The sequence below is a fragment of the Photorhabdus thracensis genome, from assembly GCF_001010285.1.
Taxonomy (GTDB): Bacteria; Pseudomonadota; Gammaproteobacteria; order Enterobacterales; family Enterobacteriaceae; genus Photorhabdus; species Photorhabdus temperata.
Genome location: NZ_CP011104.1, coordinates 4268137 through 4291915 on the forward strand (window position 1 = coordinate 4268137; position 23779 = coordinate 4291915).

Genomic DNA, 23779 nt, shown 5'->3' on the forward strand with positions numbered 1-23779 from the left:
GGAAAGGCACGACATTGCTCACATTGCTTCCAGTGTTTTTTAGCCAGCTCGGGTGCTGGCTTTTTTTTATCTGTCATTCGGATCACTTATCGCTGGTACTGATATTATGTTTCTTTATTAAGCCGCGCAATTGATGATAGGTCAGCCTTAGCTTTTCTGCCGCTTTTCTCTGATTAAACCTATTGGCTTTTAATGATAATTCTATTAATTGTCGTTCGCTGTCGTGTTGCCATTGTTTCAGATTAACCGGCAGGGAAGGCAGAGGCGGTAAAGATGAATCGTTACTGTTATCAACATCGACGATAGAATGCGGCGCAGAAACGAATGGATTAATAATGATATTATCAAGTTGATCGAAATTTTCACCGTGACGATAAACAGAGCGTTCCACCACATTTTTCAGCTCCCGGATATTACCGGGCCAGTGGTAATTTTGTAACCGTTGTTTTGCCTGTTCAGTGAAGCCGGGAAATAATGGCAAATCCAACTCGCGGCACATCTGAATAGCAAAATGCTGTGCCAGTAACATGATGTCCTGCTGCCTTTGGCGCAATGGTGGGATTTGAACTACATCAAACACTAATCTATCGAGTAGATCAGCGCGGAATTTACCCTCGGCTGCCATGGCGGGCAGATTATCATTGGTCGCGCATATCAATCGAACATCGACCTGCAATGGCTGGCTGCCGCCAACCCGTTCAAGATGCCCATATTCAATGACGCGCAACAACTTTTCCTGAACCTGCATAGGGGCGGTTGCCAGTTCATCAAGAAACAGCGTTCCGCCATCAGCACGCTCAAATCTTCCCTGATGCTTTTTTTGTGCGCCGGTAAATGCGCCAGCCTCATGACCAAATAATTCTGAATCCAATAAATTTTCGTTCAGCGCAGCGCAGTTTAGAGAGATAAATGGCCCTTGCCAACGGGGAGATAAGTAATGCAGACGGCGGGCAATCAGCTCTTTGCCTGTTCCGCGTTCGCCAATAACCAGCACAGGTTTATTTAATTTTGCCAGAGCGGATACCTGCTCCAGAATTTCAATAAAGCTGTTTGCTTCACCTAGCAGGTTTTCTGTAACTTCATTCATGGTTATTTTCGCCAATAGTTGGTTATTATAACCACTCTATTTCGTTATGATAAAAAGTCAAATAAAAAAATTCATTTATATTTCATGTGGATAAAACGAATGAAAAAGTTGGCACGACTCTTGATAGTGTGTCATTAGCAGTACAACAAATCTGAAAATCTTAGTCAAAGAGGATAATTTACTATGGGTATTTTCTCTCGTTTTGCCGATATCGTGAACGCCAACATCTCTTCATTACTGGATAAAGCGGAAGATCCGCACAAAATGATTCGCCTGATGATTCAGGAAATGGAAGATACTTTGGTTGAAATCCGCTCAACTTCTGCGCGTGCGCTGGCAGAAAAAAAACAGTTATCTCGTCGCATTATGTCAGGCGAACAGCAAATACATGACTGGCAGGAAAAAGCTGAATTAGCGCTGAATAAAGACAGAGAAGATTTGGCGCGGTCAGCACTGATTGAAAAACAGAAAGTTGCTGCTTTAGTGGATACATTGAAGCATGAATTAACCATACTGGAGGAAACCCTTGAGCGTATGAAAGGGGAAGTTACTGAGCTTGAAAACAAGCTCGGTGAAACCCGGGCAAGACAGCAAGCATTGGCCTTGCGTCATCAGGTTGCCGCTTCTTCGCGACAGGTTCGTCGCCAGTTAGACAGCGGTAAAATTGATGAGGCAATGGCTCGCTTTGAGCAATTTGAACGCCGTATTGATCATATGGAAGCTGAAGCGGAAACGGTGGGCATGGGAAAACAAAAATCTCTGGATCAACAATTTGCTGAATTAAAAGCAGACGATGAAATTAGTGCGCAGTTAGCAGCAATGAAAGCTAAAATAAATGCTAATAAAGAACAACATTAAATACTGGTGCACTCAACTCACCATTAAGGAAAAGTGATGAGCTCTATATTTATTGGCATTCCACTGATTATCTTTGTGCTTTTTGTTTTACCTATCTGGTTGTGGTTGCATTATAACAGCCGGAATTCAAACCAAAGTCAGTTGGATCAGAATGAAGTTCAGCGCCTGGCAGAGCGCGTACAGCATATGCAGGCACGAATCAAAACACTGGAAGATATTCTGGATGCGGAGCATCCTGACTGGAGGCAATCATAATGTCTAATTATAACCGCCGGAAACTGTACCGAATACCTGAAGAAGGTAAGATTAAAGGTGTTTGCGCTGGATTGGCTTACTATTTTGATGTACCCGTAGGTTTAATTCGTGCAATGGCTATATTGTCACTGTTCTTTGGCCTGTTTGGTTTAGTCGTTATTGCTTATATTATACTGGTTTTCGTCTTGGATCCGGCACCGGCCAGTTATACGGAAGAAGCCGGTTTTTCGGTACAGAAATTACTGAATGAAGCAGATTGTCAATTGAAAGCGGGTGAGCTTCGTCTGCGCCAAATGGAGCGTTACGTCACTTCAGAAACATTCAGTGTTCGCAGTCGTTTCAGACAGCTTTGAGAGTAAGAATGGTATATTGCCGGGCTGACATAATAAAATTGTCGTAAGACACTTACCATAGGACAGACATGAAACGGCTACAAAACGAATTAACTGCGCTTGTTAATCGCGGGATGGATCGTCATTTACGGTTAGCTGTTACAGGATTAAGCCGTAGTGGTAAAACAGCGTTTATCACATCTTTGGTTAATCAGTTACTTCATCTCCATAGCGGCGCCCGGTTGCCGCTATTTTCTGCTGTGCGTGATGGTCGTCTGCTGGGGGTAAAACGGGTTCCCCAACGGGATTTTGGGGTTCCTCGTTTTACTTATGATGAAGGATTGGCTGCGCTTTATGGTACACCTCCCGTCTGGCCAACACCGACTCGCGGTGTCAGTGAAATCCGCTTGGCACTTCGTTACCGTTCTGAGAATTCTCTGCTGCGCCATTTTAAAGAGACTGCCACGTTATATCTGGAAATTGTCGATTATCCCGGCGAATGGCTGTTGGATTTGCCGATGTTGGCACAAAATTATTTAGCATGGTCACGCCAGATGAATGGTTTATTGCAGGGACAGAGAGCTGAATGGGCAAAACCCTGGTTGGAACTGTGTAAACAGTGCGTTCCATTGGCGCCGGCGGATGAGAATTTATTGGCTGCTATTGCTCAGGCATATACGGAATACCTGATTAAATGCAAAGAACAAGGATTACATTTTATTCAACCGGGGAGATTTGTTCTGCCGGGTGAAATGATGGGGGCTCCGGCTTTACAGTTTTTTCCGTGGCCGGATATCGGTCATATCACTGAGTCACAGTTTGCTCAGGTAGATCAACATACGAATATCGGTATGTTGCGCAAGCGTTTTGAATATTACTGTCAGTCGGTCGTGAAGGGGTTCTATAAAGAACATTTTCTGCGTTTTGACCGGCAAATTGTGTTGGTAGATTGTTTACAGCCATTAAACAGCGGGCCACATGTGTTTAATGATATGCGCTTGGCGCTGACACAATTAATGCAGAGTTTTCATTATGGTAAACGAACACTCTTTCGCCGCCTGTTTTCCCCTTGCATTGATAAATTAATGTTTGCTGCCAGTAAGGCTGATCATGTCACCGCAGATCAACATGCCAATCTGGTTGCTTTACTGCAACAATTGGTGCAAGAGGCCAGACAAAATGCGGCTTTTGAAGGCATCAGCATGGATTGTGTTGGTTTGGCATCGGTACGGGCGACAGAAAGTGGAATGATTGAACATCATGGTGAAAACGTCCCGGCGCTGAAAGGACATCGCTTGACAGATGGTAAATTACTGACATTTTTCCCCGGTGAAGTGCCACGAAGTTTGCCTGAGGATAATTTCTGGCAAAAGCAGGGTTTCTGTTTCGAAGAATTCAGCCCCCGTCAGGTGAATATTGATGCACCATTGCTGCATATCCGGCTGGATACCGTGCTGGAGTTTTTACTGGGAGATAAAGTGAAATGACAGATTCCCTGAAGCCAAGAATTGACTTTGAAGAACCCTTATTGGAGCCGCAAGAACCGGTTTTAAAACCCGCTCAGATCTTTGATGGAAAAGACACGGCGAATTTCTGTCCTGCCTCACCGGAGCTTGAGGCTGAAGAGGGCGAAGGCCAGGTAGAAGGAATAGTGAATGTGGCATTGAAACCCAGGCGCAGTTATTGGCGTAAAATGGTCTATGGCGCTCTGATTTTACTGGGAATGAGTGTTGTTGCTCAGTCTGTACAGTGGATTTATCGATCATGGCAGCAACAGGATTGGATTGCGTTAAGTGTGGCCGCGGCGGGGGGCATGATAGTATTTGCCGGTATTGGTTCTGTGGTCAGTGAATGGCGTCGTTTTTACCGGCTAAGAATGCGTGCTGAAGAACGTGATACAGCGAGAGAACTACTGCAAAATCATGGTGTGGGTAAAGGTCGGGCATTTTGCGAGAAGCTAGCAAGTCAGGCGGGTATTGAGCCGCATCATCCGGCGTTACAGCGTTGGCAGGCTGCTTTACATGATACACATAACGATCGTGAAGTGGTGGCGTTGTACGGTAAATTGGTTCAGCCTGTTTTGGATTCTCAGGCAAGAGCTGAGATCAGCCGCTATGCTGCGGAATCAGCATTAATGATAGCCGTCAGCCCGTTAGCGATTGTCGATATGGCATTTATTGCCTGGCGCAATATCCGGCTGATTAACCGTATTGCTGCGCTTTATGGTATTGAACTGGGATATTTCAGTCGTATTCGTCTTTTCCGTCTTGTTTTGCTTAATATTGTTTTTTCGGGTGTTTCAGAGGTGGTGCGGGAAGTTGGGATGGATTGGTTATCTCAGGATATCGCGGCGCGTCTTTCTGCCAGAGCCGCTCAAGGGATCGGTGTGGGTTTACTGACAGCTCGGCTTGGCATTAAAGCGATGGAATTATGCAGGCCATTGCCTTGGATAGAGGGTGATAAACCTAAATTAGGAGATTTCCGTCGCCAGTTAATCACTCAACTTAAGAATATCCTGCCAAATAAGTCTAAGAACACAGTTGATTAAATGATATATACTTTAATTCTATACTAACGCACAAAATATCCAGATAACGGCAGAATTTTACGTTATTTTATTAAACCGTTTTATAGTTAATCTTAGAATCTGTTTATTTTAGTGAAAATTTCAAATGCTGTGTTATTTACTCCATTAAAAAACCGGATTCTTGTCAATTTTTGCTGACAGAATGCTTCATATGAATAATCGTAGAGAGTAGTATTTAGAAAAATTATATGTATTAGTGTAAATAAGGTCAAAACAGATGCGCTTAGAAGTTATTTGCCATGATCGAATCGGGTTGACCCGGGAATTGCTTGATCTACTGGTATTACAGGATATTGATTTGAAAGGGGTGGAAATATCCCAAACTGGCCGGATTTATCTTAATTTTTCACCGGTTGATTTCAATATATTCCGTAGATTAATGGCAGAAATTCGCCGTATTAATGGTGTTATTGATGTTCGTACGGTCTCTTTTCTACCTTCGGAAAGAGAACACAAAGCGATGTGCGCACTGTTGGAATCTTTGCCTGAGCCTGTTTTTTCAGTTGATCTAAAAGGAAATATTGAGCTTGCTAACTCTGCTGTGTTCAAGCTGTTTGGCGTTAGTGAGGAAGAAATCTATCAAAAACCTATCGGGCAGTTTATCAGCGGTTATAACTTTACGCGCTGGTTTGAAAATAAAAATAGCCAGCAACGAGTAGAAAGGATAACGCTCAAGGGTTTGGATTATCTGATGGATATTATGCCAATTCAACTGACTGACGAAAAGCAGCAAATACAGTGTGTCGGCACTGTGATTATGCTCAAATCCGCTGCCCGGATAGGTCATCAGCTGAAAAAACTGACTGTCAATGATGGTGGTGAGTTTAGGAGAATTATCTTTGTTAGCCCAAAAATGGCTCAGATTATTGAGCAGGCCCGCAAAATGGCGATGTTGGATGCGCCACTGCTGCTGATTGGTGAGACAGGAACCGGTAAAGATATTTTGGCGAAAGCTTGTCATTTGCACAGTTTGCGCGGGAAACAACCCTTTCTGGGGTTAAACTGTGCATCTATGCCGGATGATGTCGTAGAAAGCGAACTGTTTGGCTATGCTGCCGGTGCTTATCCTAATGCCATTGAAGGGAAAAAAGGTTTCTTCGAGCAGGCCAATGGCGGCACTGTTTTGCTGGATGAGATTGGCGAAATGTCGCCACAGATGCAGATTAAGTTGCTGCGTTTTCTTAATGATGGCACTTTCCGCAGAGTAGGGGAAGAAAACGAAGTCAAAGTGAATGTCAGAGTCATCTGTGCTACACAGAAAAACCTGGTTGAATTAGTACAGCGGGGAGAATTCCGCGAAGATCTCTATTATCGCCTTAATGTACTGACTATTATGCTTCCGCCACTGCGTGATCGTAAAGCGGATATTATGCCGCTGGTGGAATACTTTATTGAGCGCTTTTCTGAAGAACAAGGGGTACCGAAACCTAAACTATCCCCTGAACTTCCTCACTTTCTGGCTAGTTACAGTTGGCCCGGTAACGTAAGGCAGTTACAGAACGCCATCTATCGGGCATTGACTCAGCTTGAAAATATGGAGCTGGCTCCGCGGGATATACAACTGCCGGAATTTGAAACAGAGATCTCTTTTAGTGAAGATGTGTTCAATGGTTCTTTGGATGAAATCAGTAAACGCTTTGAACGCTCGGTGTTGACGCGTCTTTACCGGCACTACCCAAGTACTCGTAAACTGGCTAAACGTCTTGGGGTATCGCATACTGCGATTGCCAATAAATTGAGAGAATATGGCCTGAGCAGCAGGAAGCATTCTGCCGGGCATGAATTGGATAATGATGAGTGAAATAATGCCCACTTTAAGTGGGCATTATATACCCTTCATCTTTCAAGTTGCTGCTTTGTTGGCTGCGTTCACTTGCCGCCGCGCTGCAACTTGAAATCTATTGGGTATAAAATCAATGGATTTATTTCAGTGCCGCCAGTGCGTTGTCATAATCTGGCTCATTAGTGATTTCATCAACTAATTGGCTGTAAATCACGTTATCGTTTTCATCAAGCACAACGACTGCCCGGGCTGTGAGACCACGCAGAGGGCTGTTGCTGATAGCAACGCCATAATCTTCAGTGAAAGTACCGCCACGCAGAGTAGAAAGAGTGACCACATTTGATAACCCTTCCGCGCCGCAGAAACGTGACTGCGCAAAAGGCAGATCGGCGGAAATGCACAGTACAACGGTATTTTCCAGGTCATTCGCTGCCTGATTAAATTTACGGACCGATGCTGCACAAACACCGGTATCAATGCTTGGGAAAATATTCAGCACCTTACGTTTTCCGGCATAGTGGCTGAGAGAGACATCGGAGAGATCTTTGGCTGTCAGAGTAAAATCTTTCGCTTTTTCCCCTGATTTTGGGAAATGGCCGCTTACGGAAATATCATTGCCTTGAAATTTTACTGTTTGTGTCATAGTTTTCTTCCTCTGATAAATGAACCACAGCCTCCCAGTGTAGAAGAATAGTCGGCTCTTGCCCATCAAAATAGCACCTGTGAAGTAAAATTGTCTGATTGTGCTACTTTGACAATGGCTTATAATTCGATTCTGGAATAATTATTTTACATACAGGGCAGATTACCTTAATGCGCTATTTCAGCTTGACTTCATGTGCGCTACTTATCAGTAGCTCTTTTCTCATTGCTTCTGCCTTTGCTGCGGAAGTGCCGCCCGGTACTCAGCTTAATGACAGACAAGAATTGGTACGTCATCTAAAAGACGAACCGGCATCCTTAGACCCGATTAATGCGGTGGGTTTGACGGAGGCTCAGGTTCAGCGTGATCTGTTTGAAGGGCTGGTAAATCAGGATGCGTACGGCAATGCAATCCCCGGCGTCGCGACAGCATGGAAAACGGCTGACAACAAAACCTGGTTTTTTACGTTGCGTTCTGATGCCCGTTGGTCAAATGGGGAGCCGGTTACTGCGGCGGATTTTGTGTATAGTTGGCAGCGATTAGTCACCCCGGTTAATACCTCTCCTTTTGCCTGGTTTGCCGCCCTGGCAGGTATTGAGAATGCGCAAGAAATTATTGACGGAAAATTGCCTGCTGTAAAACTGGGTGTTAAGGCTATTGATACGCACATATTACAGGTGACGCTAAACCGGCCTGTGCCTTATTTCCCCAATCTGACCGCGAATTTCAGTCTCTATCCGGTCAATAAGAAAACGGTAGAAAAATATGGGAAAGAGTGGATAAAGGTTGGTAATTTGGTGGGGAACGGTGCTTTCAAATTACACGATCGGGTTGTGAATGAGAAAATCGTTCTGACGCCAAATCCTTATTACTGGGATCATAAAAAAACGGTTCTGACCAAAGTCACATTCGTACTCATTAATCAGGAATCACACGCGACTAAACGCTATCTGGCTGGTGATCTGGATATTACCGAATCCTTCCCGAAAAATATGTACAAAAAGTTGCGCCATGAATTACCTGGGCAGGTTTATACGCCGGATCAATTGGGTACCTATTATTACGCCTTTAACACCCAACGAGCCCCAACCAATGATGCCAGAGTGCGTAAAGCGCTTTCTATGGCAATTGACCGTAAAATTATTGCGGAAAAAGTATTGGGAACAGGAGAGAAACCCGCCTGGCATTTCACGCCGGATGTGACTGCGGGTTTCCATCCTGTGATCAGTGACATGGAACAACACACACAAGCAGAACTGGACCAACAGGCCAAGACGCTGCTACAGGCGGCGGGTTATGGCTTGAACAACCCACTGAAACTTTCTCTGCTCTATAATAGTTCCGAAAACCATCAGAAAATTGCTATTGCTGTTGCCTCTATGTGGAAGAAAAAACTGGGCGTACAGGTGAATCTGGTGAATCAGGAATGGAAAACGTATATTGATAACCGCAACACCGGTAATTTTGATGTTATTCGTGCATCTTGGGTGGGGGATTATAACGAACCATCCACGTTTCTGAGCCTGTTGACTTCAACGCATAGTGGCAATATTGCCAAATTCCATCAGGCTAATTATGACAAACTACTCCAATCTGCCAGTTTGCAAACGGATGATGCCCGGAGAAACGATGACTATAACAGAGCGGAACAGATGATTGCTGAACAGGCGCCTATTGCACCGATTTATCAGTATACAAACGGCCGGTTGATAAAACCTTGGTTAAAAGGATACCCGATCACCAATCCTGAAGATGTGGCCTATAGTCATACTATGTACATTATCAAGCACTAAAGTAAGGAGCTGGATGTGGAAACAATTTATGGTTCATCATTTAAAGATGCCGATGCAGTCTATACCTGTCAGTTTGATGGTCGAGGCGGTATGACAGCGATAGATATGAATGCATCAGCCACACCAGCTCAACCTTTCTGGCAACATCTGGATTACCGTAATCCCAAGAGTTATCGCTGGATAATGGAGACGGATTTATTACCGGAATCAGTGAAAGTGGGGTTGGCTGGGGAAAGTTTGAGGCCGAAAATAATCCGTACCGGCGATGGTACGATGATCACATTGCGAACAATTAATAGCAATGAAAGTGAACGCCCCGATCAGCTGGTGGTGTTCCGTATTTATATTAATTCTAAAATTGTTATTTCCAGCCGCCATCGTAAAGTTCATTCACTTGAACAAGTATTAAGTGATTTGCAAAATGGCATTGGCGCGCAAACTACCGGGCACTGGCTGGTCGACATGGTTGATGCAATCACTGATGAAGTCGGTAATTTTATTGAAGATCTTCATGACAATCTTATTGAGCTTGAGAATATGATTCTGGAGCAGCGAATACCGGGGCGGGGTGGGTTGGCCTTGCTGCGTAAGCAATTGATTGTTTTGCGTCGTTATATGGCGCCTCAGAGAGATGTATTTGCCCGTCTTGCCAGTGAAAGATTACCTTGGATGAGTGATGAAGATCGCCGTCGGATGCAGGAGATTTCCGAGCGTCTGGGAAGGGAATTGGATGATTTGGATGGTTGCATTGCCCGTACCGCCATTATTTCAGATGAAATTACATCAATGATGGCGGATGCGATGAATCGTCGCACTTATGTTATGTCATTATTTGCGATGGTTTTTTTGCCAACAACATTCCTGACCGGATTATTTGGTGTCAACCTTGGTGGTATCCCAGGCAATGAATATTATTTGGGCTTTAGTATTTTTTGCTTGTTATTATTGGGATTGATTATATTTGTTGCGTGGTGGTTAAAGCGCAGTAGATGGTTATGAAAATTAAATAATTGCTCAGAGAAATAAAACGCAACTACCGGGAAATATTGCTAAAACTGACCCTTAATTTGAGATAGATCAATACTCACCCGGCATCATTGGGGCATTATAACTCTCGCAGGTGAAAACAACGTTAAGTGATGAACGTTGTTCTCCGTAATTGTAATTTTTCTCACATGAGTCTTTATACAGAATAATTGCCCATTCTTGTGCCGATATTACTTTTTAATATCGGCATTTTTTCATTGTTGTTGTAAGCAGAATAGGGAAATTTTAAATAAAAAAGCAGTGAAAAATAAAATTACCGCTCTGAAATATATCTGGAGCGGTATAATTAAGGATAACTATTTTACTTCGACAATATCCAGCCGTTCTGATTGATAATCGGGTTGATCTTCTATATCAACGGCGGGTTGTACAGGTAATTCTTCGCGGTCAAAAGCGAGATCACCACCATCAATAACGTCACTTCCATGAGTGATATTTTTAAAATCGAACAGATTAAAATCACTGAGATGGGATGGAACGACATTTTGTACCGCACGGAACATTGTTTCAATCCTTCCCGGATAGCGTTTATCCCATTCCCGTAACATATCTTTGATAACCTGGCGCTGCAAATTTGGCTGCGAGCCACAGAGATTACAAGGAATGATAGGAAACGCTTTGGCGGCAGCATAGCGTTCAATATCTTTCTCACGGCAATAGGCGAGGGGACGAATTACAATATGCTTACCATCATCACTCATTAACTTCGGTGGCATCCCTTTTAGCTTGCCGCCGTAAAACATATTGAGAAACAGGGTTTGCAAAATATCATCGCGATGATGCCCTAATGCAATCTTAGTTGCGCCCAACTCAGTCGCAGTACGATATAAAATGCCCCGACGCAGACGGGAACAAAGAGAACACGTTGTTTTACCTTCGGGTATTTTTTCTTTCACAATGCCGTAAGTGTTTTCTTCAACAATTTTATATTCGACACCCAGTTCATCCAGATAAGCGGGAAGGATATGCTCAGGAAAACCTGGCTGTTTCTGATCCAGATTAACTGCAACAAGTGAGAAATTAACCGGAGCGCTTTTTTGCAGATTTTGCAGGATAGACAACAGGGTATAGCTGTCTTTACCACCGGAAAGGCAGACCATAATACGGTCTCCTTCCTCAATCATATTGAAATCAGCGATGGCCTGACCGACATCACGGCGTAAACGTTTCTGTAATTTGTTTTGGTTATATTGTGCTTTCTGATCCACCACGGACGCTCTGTAAATAATGTTTAAATGGAATTTAGGGGGGAGAGTATACCATTTTTATCACTTGGCACCTTAAAGAGTTTGTGATGGATTCCGCTCGTTTTTACCCGTTAATACTGATGAATTGACAGCTTTTTCTGTTATAGAAGATAAGGATTGCGCTTTTAGATTGATTGTAGGTGTTCTGTATTTACATTTATATAATATATTTGACTGTTTTTTACAATTTTATCATTGAAATGCCAAAAAAGTAGTTCAGAACGAAAGATTAAGCAAAAATATAGGATAAATAGTATGGCAAATATGATTTATGTAACGATAAAAGGTGAAACGCAAGGGCTTATTTCTCAAGGATGCTCAACTCTGGATTCTATTGGTAACCGGTATCAGAATGGACATGAAAATCAAATTATGGTACTGCAATTTAATCATGGCTTGACTGTCGCGCAGAATGTCAATTATCAGCCGGTAAACTTCATTAAACCATTAGATAAATCTTCACCATTATTAATGATAGCGGCGGCTAATCGTGAAAAAATGGAATTGACATTTGATGTTTATCGGACCTCGCAAATAGGCTCACAGGAACTTTTCTATTCCATCTTGCTCACTGGGGCAAAAATTTGCGGTTTAAATGTTAATTATCCGCATGTTGTTAATGATAATAAAGGACAACCGGAGGAAGTTGTTTCAGTTCAGTATGTTAACATTATTTGTCGGCATTATATGGCAGGAACATCAGGATATTGTATCTGGGATGAGATGGTTTATTGATAACTATAATTTATACGCTTAGTTTTTAGTTAATAACTAGGCGTGTTTTTTGGAATAAATATATTAATATAAAGAAGTTGTGGTTATCGTAATCCTAATTATAAAATATAATTGATATGTTTAAGTTTTTGATTTATTTTGTAAATGGCGACTGATACAACCAAAAAATAAGAAATAAAATACAAAGGATAGATATAATGATAAGAGTTGATCTGTTCATGTTAATTTCCTATCGATCTTTTAATTAATAGGGTTTGCTTTATGTATTCGTTAAATACTTGTATAACAATGCAAGTATACTACTTAAGGTGAATGAGAATATAGAAATAGAAAACAAATAATAATAGATAATCATTATTGAAGCAAGTTTTTTAGGTATACTCTTTGCGAACTCATATGCTTCTTGTGGTATGGAATTACCTATATAAAAACGAGATATTATAGTCTTCCTTCCAGTTATTATCTGGTAGAAGAAACATGATAGATAATAACTGCCAAAAAAACTGGAAAACGATATTGCATATATAATTTGTGGTATAAAAAAGCCATTTTGTGTATATTTTTCTCTGATTTCTGTGAAGGATGTCTTCTTTATTCCATAAAAAACGAATAAAAATAGTAGCAAACATGCTAACTAAAAATAAAGAAATCATGATAAAGTTAATTGTATTAGTTAGAATGTTCATGTTATTCACCTTTAATAATGTTAATGAAAAATTTTCGCTATATTTTAATGAAGAATTAGTTTATCAATACCAGTAATAAAGACAACCATAAACAACATAAAAATATAATAGTACACCTTTATAAAAGTGGATATTTTCCAAGAAAATCTTTTGGTAAAAGAATTGGCTTTATCTGATATAAAAGCTTCATTCGGTATGGAGTTTTCTATAAAAGAATATGATAGTGGTAATTTTCTTTTAGTTATCAACTGATAGAAAAAACAAGAAAAAATAATACTGCCAAAGATCCCTGAGAATGAAGACATATAGATGATTTGAGGTATAGAATAACCTTCACGGATATAAATCTCCGTTAGTTCTCTAAATTTCGAACTGTTTAACATGTAAAAAATAATAAATACCAGAATTAAGAAAAAGGCAGAACAGGATATAAAGAATGTAACGTATTTTAAAATATTCATATTATTCACTTATAGTCTCTCAGAAGTATTTAAAATATAAAGAAAATATCATGTCAATAGCGAAGGATAATAGGCTGATAGAGATAGTTAAAATATAGGCTTTCAACCAATTTGTCATGTTTTTTGGTAATTTTTGAATGAGATCATAAGATTCTTGTGGCATATATTTACTATCAGGTCTATTTATTCTTATTCTTTTTCCTGTTAATAACCTATAGAAAAATACGGCAGGATAAAACTGACCTTGAATACCCATAAGATGACCCATATATGCTCCTGATGACAAACAAAGTCCTTCTTTCATATATAATTCAATAATTTTATCCATTTTTTTTTGATTTATTTTGTAAATAATTATTGATATAGCAAGAAAAAGAAAAAAGGAAGTGCAAAAAATAAGCAAAATGATAAAAGTGATTCTATTCATATTAATATCCTATTGAATATCTAACAGATTTCAGTTTAAAATTAATCGTATGTTTTAAATAAGTATATTGCCATTAATATAAAGAAGAAGGCTCCACTTATATTAATGGTGATAAAATATATTTTTATCCAATGAGTTAAATTAGAGGGTAAGTTTTGAATGAAATCATAAGATTTCTGGTACATGTATTTGCTATCTTTTTCATTTATTCTCATTCTCTTACCGGTTAGTAATTTATAGAAAAATACAGCAACCTGAAATTGACCATGAACGCCTAAGAATCGGCCTAATTTTACGCCTGCTGACAAATAAAGCCCTTCGCTAATATATGATTCAATAATTTCATCCATTTTTTTTTGATTTATCTTATAAATAGCTATTGATATAATTAAAAAGAAGAAGAAAAAAATAACGGAAATAATTGTGATTAAATCTAATATATTCATCATTAATCTCCTATAAACATATCTGCAAAGAATCCCATAGTATTGTCAAGTGTATAGCTACCTATGGCCCCACCCGCTAAACCGCCCCCAACTATGCAGAGTCCTGCAACTAAACCCCCCGTTGCAGCCCCAAGAGCAATACATGCTGCCCCTGCTTCTATACTGCCCACATATCCTCCAAGCATTCCCCCTCCTGTTCTACCTGCAAATTTACTATATTCCTTAACTGCCACTTTTTCACATTTTCCTGATTGTCCGTAATTACAGGCATCAATAATCTGCCCGGTGGTATCAACAAAGTCCAATCCGATCGCAATACGGCCACCGTACTTCATCCATTTAGCCATTTTTTCACCTTGGATAATTGTTTGACTATATCCTTTTATTGCACCAATCCCTGCTTTATCCCATTGATGGGCAATGGCTTTGGTTGATAACTTTAACGCATGTTTTAAGTTAGGATGTTCTTCGATTTTTAAAGAAAGTCGCCCAACCTTATTCAATAGTCTCTTTAGATTACCCATAATCTTTTGTCTTTTTAGATAAAAATCGGGGCTGGCATACTTTCGATTTAGCCCATTTAACCGATATTCTTTCTCATAAAGAGACTGTAAATTTGACAGGTTTTTATTAATTTCAGAAAAATAGCTTCCACCCAGTGATGAAGCAGTACCGATAAGCGTTCCTCCCTGATCCAGTAAATAATGAAACAGACCAAAATGACGATGCAAAAATGAGGCATATTCATTAGGTAAGCTCGAAACGGATTGGTTTATTTCATACTGGGATTGCTTTAATAGCTGCATTATATGCGGCGGATTATAAGAATCGGGATCGGCAACAAGTAGAATCTGTCCTGGTTTCAGGTACCGGTTATCGGCATTCAACTCCATAAAATACCGGGCCGCTTTGCTATTCGAATGACTGAACAACAAGCTTGCCTGAAAACTTAATCCTCCAGGTTGTTGTACTACACAGAAACCGGGTTGAATGTTCCTCTCCATACTATTTTGCCCCTCAAAGCGTGTTGAAATAAGATTACTCAAATTCAGACAGTATAGGTTTCTTTTAGTTCCACAATGATTGCCTAATCAGATAATAGGATTATTTTTAACTTATAAATATATCGGTGTTTAATCCCTCGACGCTATATTTTCCCAAGTGATGGTAAAGGTTCTCGTGCTGAATGATTTTGGTCTGAATCGCAAAACTGGAAGCTATCATTAGCACTTTTCCATACTTCTTGTAGAATCTTTCCAACGATCTTCCTGTCATCAGGATACTTCAGCGGACACGCTGTAAATAATGTTTGAATTGGATTTAGGGGACGAAATATATCATTTTTGTTACGTTACTCTTGCCAGGATTTGTGATAGATTCAGCCCGTTTTTGTCTATTAGTGTTGTTCAATTTATGTTTTTCTGTTATAGAGAGTAAAGTTATGAATGGATTTGTATATTTAGCAATGGCAATTGTTGCTGAGGTTGTGGCAACCGCTTCATTAAAAGCTTCCGATGGGTTTAGTAAATTATTCCCTTCTATACTGGTCATTGTTGGATATGGCATTGCTTTTTGGGCATTATCTCATGTAGTTAAAGTTGTGCCATTGGGCGTTGCCTACGCGATATGGTCTGGCCTTGGTATTGTGCTGGTTTCTGTTGCGGCGATATTTTTATATCAGCAGAAGTTGGATTGGGCGGCTATGTTAGGTATGGCGCTTATTATTGCGGGCGTTATGGTAATAAATTTGCTTTCTGACAGTAGCGCACATTAATTAATGATGCTGCATGGTTTTCCCTGAATTGTTTTTCGGAGAAGAGATATGTTAAATATCGACGATAAGAAGGGATTCAATAAAGTTTTATTAGGAGCACTGCTCTTTAATTTTGCTTTATTGGCTGGCTGTAGTCGTCAAACAGGGAAAACATTTGTCCAATATCAGGCGATACAATATTCTCAGCCAGAAATTGGTCTTGGAATTGATGCCAGAGCAACATGTGTTTATGCAGGTGGTACGCCTGCATTAGCCGTACAATTAAATGGTACACAAACACCGGTGTGTCAGTTGGTGAATGGCAAACGTTGTGATGAAAGGGCGTTATTGCAAGGTTCTTGCGCACCAATTTAAAGTATAAATCAGGCAACTGCCTGTTATGCGCAGGAACATGCCGTTGGGAACACTGTGGTAGACACCTTTAGGCATGATTCTGCGAGTATATTTGATTCACCAGCCAACTGTTTTAGCGTCTGAACTGGCAATTATTTACGATCAAAAAATTGGCTGATCAACACCAATACAGCAACAACCAGATAAGCGGCAAAAATACCAACTAACCATTGTGGCATCTCTAATGACAGAAATTGCCATTGTCTTGCTGAACAGTCACCGGAGGCTTCAAACACTGAAGGGAGCCATTTATCTAATGCTAACCATGAAGGAAAGTTTACAAAAAAATCACAAGTATTAAATGGGGAAGGATATAATTGGATTATAGTATGTTCCCATGCCAATTGCAGGCCACGCCAGGCACTGTAGATCCATAAAATAATAGCCAACCAACGTAACGGCGTTTTTGGCGCGATTGCGCCCAGTAATCCAGCACCGAACACACCAAACAGAGCAACTCGTTCATAAATACACATCACACAGGGCTGTAATTTCATCACGTGCTGAAAATATAAGGCTGAACCTTCCAGTATTAAGGCAGTTAAAGCCATTAACAGCCATGCGTTTCGTCCTTGAGAACAGTGGGTTAAAAATCGCATCATGTCCTTTTTTCCATGCAAATAAGATAAATAATTGAACGCCTATTTTGCCGCCTAAAATGCAACAAAAAAAGTTAATTAAAGTAAATTTGTTTTTTCGGGTAAAAAATAAAGCCGGATTGAACATAATTAGCGCTCAATCCGGCATGGGTAATAACGTTATGAAATAAATTTGTTGCCGGTTATGGCAACGCGATTAAACCCCAATGAACCATGATGTCGGTCATCGGAACTAACAGAAATTCCACACATAGCAAACCAGCCAGCGTCATCACGATGGTATAGGGCAATGCCATCATGACCATTCGGCCATAAGACAGACGGATTAAGGGTGATAACGTTGAGGTCAGCAGGAACAGGAATGCAGCTTGTCCGTTAGGTGTCGCAACAGAAGGCAGGTTCGTACCGGTATTAATGGCAACCGCCAGGTATTCATATTGTTGATGTGAAATCAGCCCTTCTTGCATAGCAGCCTTGGCTTCATTGATATAAACCGTACCAACAAATACGTTATCTGACACGGCTGAGAGCAGGCCATTAAACAGATAAAACAGAGAAAGCTGAGAAGTTTCTGAAGCCTGCAAGACGAACTGAATAAATGGCGTAAACAGTTGTTGGTCAACTATCACTGCAACAACGGAAAAGAAAACCGTTAATAATGCCGTGAATGGCAATGCCTCTTCAAACGCTTTGCCTAGCGCATGTTCTTCCGTGATACCGCAAAAAGAGGTGGTCAGAATGATAACTGACAGACCGATCAGACCAACCTCTGCCAAATGAAATGCCAGAGCGACAATTAGCCATAGGCCAATCAGTGCCTGAGCAATAAGCTGCGCTTTTTCCTGGCGGGTTCGTTTTACGCTGGCTTTTTTATCATAATTTTCCAGCACTTGCCGGACGCGTTCCGGCAATTCTGCACCATAACCGAATAACTTAAAGTGCTCGACCAGAAAACAGACTAGCAGACCACAGATAAAAACAGGCAAGGTAACTGGAGCCATGCGAATAAAGAAGGTGACAAAATCCCAGCCAACACTTTTGGCGATAATCAGATTTTGGGGTTCTCCCACCATGGTCATCACACCACCGAGCGCAGTCCCTAAACCTGCATGCATCATCAGGCTGCGTAAAAAAGCACGAAACTGTGCGAGCGTTTGTTTCCTTTTCTCTGCATCAATATGACGATCGCTATTCGGCTTCAGTGCATCATACTGATCAGAGATAAAATTGTTATAGATAGAATAGAAGCCAAGGGAAACACTAATAACTACCGCGATAACCGTCAGGGCATCAAGAAATGCAGAGAGGAATGCACTGGCTAAACAAAATGCCAGGGCAAGCATCCGTTTGGATTTTATGGATAGAAGAAGTTTAGTGAACGCAAATAATAATAACTGCTTCATGAAGTAAATCCCTGCAACCATAAATATCAGCAGCAGAACAACTTCCAGGTTATTAGCAATTTCATGACCAATTTGTTGAGGTGAGGTCATACCGATGATGACCGCTTCAATGGCCAACAGGCCACCGGGTTGTAACGGGTAGCATTTAAGCGCCATTGCCAAAGTAAAGATAAATTCGACAACCAGCAGCCAGCCGGCAACAAATGGGTTGATGATGAAGAATACAAGTGGGTTGATGATAAGAAAAGCGATGATAGCCAACTTATACCAATTCGGTGAGTGACCGAGAAAGTTTTTTATCGCCGCTTTCCGGATATTGGTTTCCATGGTAATTAAAATTCCTCTAAATTCGTAAAGTTGTGTTCTCTAAACAATAGTACGCTTTAATACAAAATATTTTAAGGGAGATGAGGCACAGTTAAACAATTTGTGTGCTTTTTTCGTGACCGTTTTTGTGGTTTCTAGACTAGACAGCTATATTGGAGGGGCGCATTCTGATATAATTTCATCTATTATTAGTTGAAAAATTCACGTTGGAATAACAAAAATATGGTCATTAAGGCTCAAAGTCCCGCCGGTTTTGCGGAAGAGTATATTATTGAGAGTATATGGAACGGTCGTTTTGCTCCAGGCTCTATTCTTCCGGCAGAACGTGAATTATCTGAGTTGATTGGTGTAACAAGGACTACCCTGCGTGAGGTATTGCAGCGTTTGGCACGCGATGGTTGGTTAACTATTCAGCATGGCAAGCCAACAAAAGTGAATAACTTTTGGGAAACATCAGGTCTTAATATTTTAGAAACACTGGCTCGTCTTGATCACGATCGCGTTCCTGAGTTAATTGATAATCTACTGGCAGTGAGAACGAATATTGCCGCAATATTTATTCGCACAGCTTTTAGGCATAATCCAAGTCAGTCATTGGAAGTGTTGGCAAAAAAAGAGAATGTGGAAGATAACTCAGAGTCTTTCAGCGCTCTGGATTATGATATTTTCCGTGGTTTGGCTTTTGCTTCAGACAATCCAATTTACGGCCTTATTATCAATGGGTTGAAAGGGTTGTATACCCGTGTAGGGCGTTATTACTTCTCTAATCCTGAGGCCCGCAAATTGGCATTGAACTTTTATCAGCAACTGGCGATATTATGCCGGGATAAATCCTATGATAAGGTCATGGAATGTGTACGTAATTATGGTAAAGAGAGCGGTATCATTTGGCACAGTATGCAAAGTACGATGCCAAGTGATTTAGCTGAAGTTTGTCGTTGATATCCTGTTAGTATTTTTACTTAATGCCAAGTCTTAATCCAATTCATTAGTTTCAAATCAAAACTATTTTGAGCTGACCCGGGGCAGAATACGCTGCCCCGGGAATTTTGTTTCTTTTTTCCCCTCATCTCAAGTCAATCATCAATATATAAATTTCAGAATATTATTCCGAAATTATGGGTTTTTATTGAATTTTTATTTCGATTAATTGATGGTTATTGGTATCTTGTGGTTGTTTAATTGATTCATCATTTTCGCTGAAAAAATAAGAATAATTACTGCATATTCAATAATTAGCATGCGATATAAATCTTTATTTTTATTTTAATTTCATCATCTTAGTATCAGTTTTTGTAAATTGCTTGTGTATAAGTAACAAATATCCTTGTTGCATAAATGTAATCTTATTGTGATCTAAATCATAAATATAGATTATTGACGTTACCGATGATTGTCCTATATTGGTTTTTTTTAGGCAGCATATTATGCTTAGCTAAATTTTTAATCATCAGGGGACCATGATGAAAATCCTTGTTTTAGGTAGTGGCGTTATTGGTGTAACCAGTGCTTGGTATTTGGTACAGCAAGGTCATGAAGTAACCGTTATTGATCGTCAGGGAAGTGCTGCCCAGGAAACCAGCGCGGCGAACGCCGGTCAGATCTCGCCGGGATATGCGACACCGTGGGGAGCGCCCGGTATTCCACTGAAAGCCATTAAATGGATGTTTCAACGTCATGCTCCGCTGTCTATCCGCCCTGATGGTTCGCTGTTTCAATTGCGCTGGATGTGGCAGATGCTGCTCAATTGTGATGCAAGTCACTATGCAATCAATAAAAGCCGGATGGTACGGCTAGCAGAGTACAGCCGTGACTGTATCAAACAGTTAAGGGCAGATACCGGTATTCAATACGAAGGTCGCCAGGGGGGCACCCTTCAATTATTCCGCACCAATAAGCAGTTTGATAATGCGATGAATGACATCGTGGTTCTTGAACAAGAAGGTGTGCCTTACAACCTGTTAACGCCAGATAAGCTGGCGACAGTTGAACCGGCATTGGCCCGTGTCGCTCACAAATTGACGGGAGGCTTACAATTACCAAACGATGAAACGGGGGATTGTCAGCTTTTTACTAAAGAATTGGCAAAAATGGCAGAAGCGGCTGGAGTCACATTTCTGTTTAATAAACAGGTCAAACAGTTGCTGGTAGAAGGGCACCGTATTACGGGTGTCCAGTGTGAAGATAGCGTCATGACGGCAGACAGCTATGTTGTTGCAATGGGAGCCTATTCTACTGAACTGTTAAATGGTCTTGTCAAAATCCCGGTATATCCACTGAAAGGTTATTCATTAACCATGCCTATCGTAGATGCAGAACGGGCTCCGGTCTCGACTGCGTTGGATGAAACATACAAAATTGCGATCACCCGGTTTGACAATCGTATTCGTGTTGGCGGCATGGCAGAAGTTGTGGGCTTCAATTTGAATGTGCTTAAAGCACGTTGTGAAACACTGAAAATGGTCGTGCAGGATCTCTATCCGGGTGGTGGCGATATTGCTCAGGCTAATTTCTGGACGGGATTACGGCCAATGACACCCGATGGTACTCCCATTGTTGGCCCGACTGAATATAACAATCTCTACCTCAATACAGGGCACGGCACGTTAGGGTGGACAATGGCATGTGGTTCCAGTCAGTTACTGGCGGATCTTATTTCAGGTAAGAAGACTTCCATTGCCTCTGATGATTTGTCAGTATTCCGTTATGTTAATAGTTTTAATACGAAATTTAGGCCATTGGGCCATCAATTGCACACTGAACTGAGGGGCTGATATGCCACGTCCGATTTCGGCAACGATCCATCTTGATGCGTTGAAAAATAACCTGGGTATTATTCGTAATAGGGTCGGTAATAGCAAAATCTGGGCTGTAGTTAAAGCAAATGCTTATGGGCATGGCCTGCGTTGTCTATGGCGGTATCTCGATCAGACAGATGGATTTGCCTTACTTGATTTTAATGAGGCCATTTTATTGCGGGAACAGGGTTGGCAGCGACCTATCTTGCTGTTGGAGGGTTTTTTCAAACCAGAAGATTTGTCGGTAATTGATCAGTATCAGTTGACAACGGCGGTACACAGTCATTGGCAGCTTAAAGCAATCGAGATGGCCAATTTGAGCAGGCCAATCGATATTTATCTAAAATTAAACAGCGGCATGAATCGATTGGGTTTCCCTGCGGATCAATATAAAGAGGTTTTATCGCTGGCAAGGGGTATCCGGCAAATTGGGCGAATAACGTTGATGTCGCATTTTGCGAATGCAGATAATAAGGAAATTGGCGTTACTGAACAACTTGATATTATTAATTCAGTCAGTCAGGGCTTGGATATTGCTCAATGTTTAGCTAATTCAGCCGCTTCCCTGTGGTATCCGCAAACTCATCGGGATTGGGTACGTCCCGGTATTGCGCTTTATGGCGCTTCTCCCAGTGGAAAGTGGAAAGATATTGCGGATATTGGGTTGAAAGCCGTGATGAGTCTGCAAAGTGAGATTATTGCCATTCAGCATCTCAAGGCTGGGGAAAAGATCGGTTATGGCAGTAAATATACCGCATCAGGCCCTATTAGAGTCGGTACTGTTGCCTGTGGTTATGCTGATGGTTACCCCCGGAGGGCAATGACAGGAACACCGGTTATTGTCGATGGCGTCAGAACTCAGGTGTTAGGGGCAGTATCAATGGATATGTTGTCAGTAGATTTGACACCTTGCCCGCAGGCCCAAATTGGCAGCCCTGTCGAATTGTGGGGGCAAAACCTGCCGGTGGATGATGTGGCAGAGATCCCTGGAACGATTGGTTATGAATTGTTGTGTGCACTGGCGGATCGGGTCCCGGTATCTATATGTCGTTAAATACCAGACAGGACGGTTCTGCTCTGATTGAGAGAATGATAAATAATAATTTATTTCTGGTATTATTCAAAAAATAAGTTATCGATTTCTCTAAATTAATATATCTGTTTTTCACATATAATCTGTATGTTTTCGTTAAGAAAATTAAGCATGATTTAGACATATAGTGCTTTTTGGACAAAAATACTATGTTATTCTTGGAAATAAGGGAGATGATCTTTTACACTTACACTTGATAATAGCCAATCGCATAATTGTTTTATAGGAAATAGTTAATAATGATCAACAAAGCAAAAGTTCTAGCGACAGCCATCACTTTTTGTTTTTCTTCATCGGTAGCTTATGCAGGCCAGTGGTCAGTTGGCGTATCTGTTCTGGCTCAGTCACCACCTTATAAGGGAGTAAAGAGTGAAGATAAAGTGTCACCTGTTCCAATGGTTAATTATGAAACTGACAATTTCTATTTTCATACTTTAGCTGCTGGGTATTATTTGTGGAACGAACCGAAAGATAAATTATCTTTGGATGTGTATTATTATCCTCAAAGTTTCAGCCCAAAAGACAATGAAGATAAGCAGCTGAAAAAGCTGGATAAACGTCGCGATACCATGATGGGCGGTTTTAGTTATCGTCATATTGAAGATTGGGGAACGTTACGCAGTTCTTTTGCGGCGGATACTTTAAGTAACAGTAAAGGGATCACGGTTGACCTGGCTTATTTATATGACTTTGAAATAGGGAGTTTGTCATTACAACCAGGATTAGGTGTGGTCTGGAATAGTAAAAAACAAAATCGTTACGAATATGGTATTAAAGAGCGTGAATCACATCGTAGCGGGTTGGAAAAATATACGCCAAGTGATAGTTGGACTCCTTACTTGGAATTATCTGCCAATTATGAATTTAACCAGACATGGTCTGTATTTATGATGGGGCGTGTTGAATGGCTACCGTCTGAAATTAAAGATAGCCCAATGGTTAATAAATCATATTCAAGTATTGTCTGGACAGGTATTACATATAGTTTTTAATTACCCGAAACGA

General features: G+C 41.0%; 23 protein-coding genes. 15 read left to right on the forward strand and 8 right to left on the reverse strand.

Going from position 1 to position 23779, the window contains the following annotated elements; all coding sequences use genetic code 11:
- Positions 1-82: 82 nt before the first annotated feature.
- Positions 83-1087 (reverse strand): phage shock protein operon transcriptional activator, encoded by a 1005-nt coding sequence (gene pspF, locus VY86_RS18620; protein WP_046976057.1) that lies wholly within the window; start codon positions 1085-1087, stop codon positions 83-85.
- A 183-nt stretch (positions 1088-1270) separates the two neighbouring features.
- On the opposite strand from pspF, the gene pspA reads away from it, so the two are divergent.
- The 6 genes from pspA (at position 1271) to tyrR (ending at position 6920) form a co-directional block, all read left to right on the forward strand.
- Positions 1271-1945 carry a phage shock protein PspA gene (pspA, locus tag VY86_RS18625; protein WP_046976058.1) on the forward strand — a complete coding sequence of 225 codons (675 nt, stop codon included), beginning with the start codon at positions 1271-1273 and terminating at the stop codon, positions 1943-1945.
- Between the two features lie 36 nt (positions 1946-1981).
- Positions 1982-2200 carry an envelope stress response membrane protein PspB gene (pspB, locus tag VY86_RS18630; RefSeq protein WP_021325598.1) on the forward strand — a complete coding sequence of 73 codons (219 nt, stop codon included), beginning with the start codon at positions 1982-1984 and terminating at the stop codon, positions 2198-2200.
- Positions 2200-2553: an envelope stress response membrane protein PspC gene (gene pspC / locus VY86_RS18635; RefSeq protein WP_046976059.1), complete on the forward strand. Its 354-nt coding sequence runs from the start codon at positions 2200-2202 to the stop codon at positions 2551-2553. Before pspB ends, pspC begins: the two co-directional genes overlap by 1 nt.
- A 68-nt stretch (positions 2554-2621) precedes the next feature.
- Entirely contained in the window at positions 2622-4019 is a 1398-nt protein-coding gene (locus VY86_RS18640) for a YcjX family GTP-binding protein (RefSeq protein WP_046976060.1), read from the forward strand.
- Positions 4016-5080, forward strand: coding sequence for a YcjF family protein (locus VY86_RS18645; RefSeq protein ID WP_046976061.1), 1065 nt, complete (start codon positions 4016-4018; stop codon positions 5078-5080). The genes VY86_RS18640 and VY86_RS18645 overlap by 4 nt, the downstream gene beginning before the upstream one ends.
- 256 nt (positions 5081-5336) lie before the next feature.
- The gene (tyrR, locus tag VY86_RS18650) at positions 5337-6920 is read left to right on the forward strand and encodes a transcriptional regulator TyrR (RefSeq protein ID WP_046976062.1); all 1584 of its coding nucleotides are present in this window, start codon (positions 5337-5339) and stop codon (positions 6918-6920) included.
- Between the two features lie 121 nt (positions 6921-7041).
- On the opposite strand, the gene tpx is transcribed toward tyrR, so the two are convergent.
- Complete coding sequence (tpx, locus tag VY86_RS18655; RefSeq protein ID WP_021325593.1) at positions 7042-7545, reverse strand: thiol peroxidase; 504 nt, start codon at positions 7543-7545, stop codon at positions 7042-7044.
- Positions 7546-7715: 170 nt separating this feature from the next.
- Between tpx and VY86_RS18660 the strand changes: the two genes are divergently transcribed.
- The gene (locus VY86_RS18660; protein ID WP_046976063.1) at positions 7716-9338 is read left to right on the forward strand and encodes a peptide ABC transporter substrate-binding protein; all 1623 of its coding nucleotides are present in this window, start codon (positions 7716-7718) and stop codon (positions 9336-9338) included.
- 15 nt (positions 9339-9353) lie between these two features.
- Positions 9354-10337, forward strand: coding sequence for a zinc transporter ZntB (zntB, locus tag VY86_RS18665; RefSeq protein WP_021325591.1), 984 nt, complete (start codon positions 9354-9356; stop codon positions 10335-10337).
- A 344-nt stretch (positions 10338-10681) separates the two neighbouring features.
- On the opposite strand, the gene ttcA is transcribed toward zntB, so the two are convergent.
- On the reverse strand, positions 10682-11611 hold the full coding sequence (gene ttcA, locus VY86_RS18670; protein WP_193386991.1) for a tRNA 2-thiocytidine(32) synthetase TtcA: 930 nt from the start codon (positions 11609-11611) through the stop codon (positions 10682-10684).
- Between the two features lie 276 nt (positions 11612-11887).
- Between ttcA and VY86_RS18675 the strand changes: the two genes are divergently transcribed.
- Complete coding sequence (locus VY86_RS18675) at positions 11888-12367, forward strand: Hcp family type VI secretion system effector (RefSeq protein ID WP_046976065.1); 480 nt, start codon at positions 11888-11890, stop codon at positions 12365-12367.
- Positions 12368-13533: 1166 nt separating this feature from the next.
- Here the strand turns inward: VY86_RS18675 and VY86_RS18690 are convergent.
- The 3 genes from VY86_RS18690 to VY86_RS18700 are packed head-to-tail and all read right to left on the reverse strand — an operon-like array spanning position 13534 to position 15391.
- On the reverse strand, positions 13534-13941 hold the full coding sequence (locus VY86_RS18690; RefSeq protein WP_046976068.1) for a hypothetical protein: 408 nt from the start codon (positions 13939-13941) through the stop codon (positions 13534-13536).
- A gap of 41 nt (positions 13942-13982) precedes the next feature.
- Positions 13983-14390 (reverse strand): hypothetical protein, encoded by a 408-nt coding sequence (locus tag VY86_RS18695; protein WP_023045174.1) that lies wholly within the window; start codon positions 14388-14390, stop codon positions 13983-13985.
- The gene (locus VY86_RS18700) at positions 14390-15391 is read right to left on the reverse strand and encodes a hypothetical protein (protein WP_046976069.1); all 1002 of its coding nucleotides are present in this window, start codon (positions 15389-15391) and stop codon (positions 14390-14392) included. The genes VY86_RS18695 and VY86_RS18700 overlap by 1 nt, the downstream gene beginning before the upstream one ends.
- 437 nt (positions 15392-15828) lie before the next feature.
- Between VY86_RS18700 and VY86_RS18705 the strand changes: the two genes are divergently transcribed.
- Both VY86_RS18705 and VY86_RS18710 read left to right on the forward strand, forming a co-directional pair.
- Complete coding sequence (locus VY86_RS18705; protein ID WP_021325552.1) at positions 15829-16161, forward strand: DMT family transporter; 333 nt, start codon at positions 15829-15831, stop codon at positions 16159-16161.
- Positions 16162-16209: 48 nt separating this feature from the next.
- Positions 16210-16515, forward strand: a complete 306-nt coding sequence (locus tag VY86_RS18710; RefSeq protein WP_023045176.1) for a putative hemolysin — start codon at positions 16210-16212, stop codon at positions 16513-16515.
- A 131-nt stretch (positions 16516-16646) separates the two neighbouring features.
- On the opposite strand, the gene dsbB is transcribed toward VY86_RS18710, so the two are convergent.
- Positions 16647-17156, reverse strand: a complete 510-nt coding sequence (dsbB, locus tag VY86_RS18715; protein ID WP_023045177.1) for a disulfide bond formation protein DsbB — start codon at positions 17154-17156, stop codon at positions 16647-16649.
- A gap of 179 nt (positions 17157-17335) precedes the next feature.
- Positions 17336-18883: a sodium/proton antiporter NhaB gene (nhaB, locus tag VY86_RS18720; protein WP_046976070.1), complete on the reverse strand. Its 1548-nt coding sequence runs from the start codon at positions 18881-18883 to the stop codon at positions 17336-17338.
- 222 nt (positions 18884-19105) lie between these two features.
- On the opposite strand from nhaB, the gene fadR reads away from it, so the two are divergent.
- The 4 genes from fadR (at position 19106) to VY86_RS18740 (ending at position 23766) form a co-directional block, all read left to right on the forward strand.
- A complete protein-coding gene (gene fadR, locus VY86_RS18725) occupies positions 19106-19825 on the forward strand; it encodes a fatty acid metabolism transcriptional regulator FadR (RefSeq protein ID WP_046976071.1) in 720 nt (239 codons plus the stop codon).
- 521 nt (positions 19826-20346) lie between these two features.
- Entirely contained in the window at positions 20347-21657 is a 1311-nt protein-coding gene (locus VY86_RS18730; RefSeq protein ID WP_046976072.1) for a D-amino acid dehydrogenase, read from the forward strand.
- Between the two features lies 1 nt (position 21658).
- The gene (gene dadX / locus VY86_RS18735; RefSeq protein WP_046976073.1) at positions 21659-22735 is read left to right on the forward strand and encodes a catabolic alanine racemase DadX; all 1077 of its coding nucleotides are present in this window, start codon (positions 21659-21661) and stop codon (positions 22733-22735) included.
- A gap of 278 nt (positions 22736-23013) precedes the next feature.
- On the forward strand, positions 23014-23766 hold the full coding sequence (locus VY86_RS18740; RefSeq protein ID WP_046976074.1) for a MipA/OmpV family protein: 753 nt from the start codon (positions 23014-23016) through the stop codon (positions 23764-23766).
- Positions 23767-23779 lie beyond the last annotated feature (13 nt).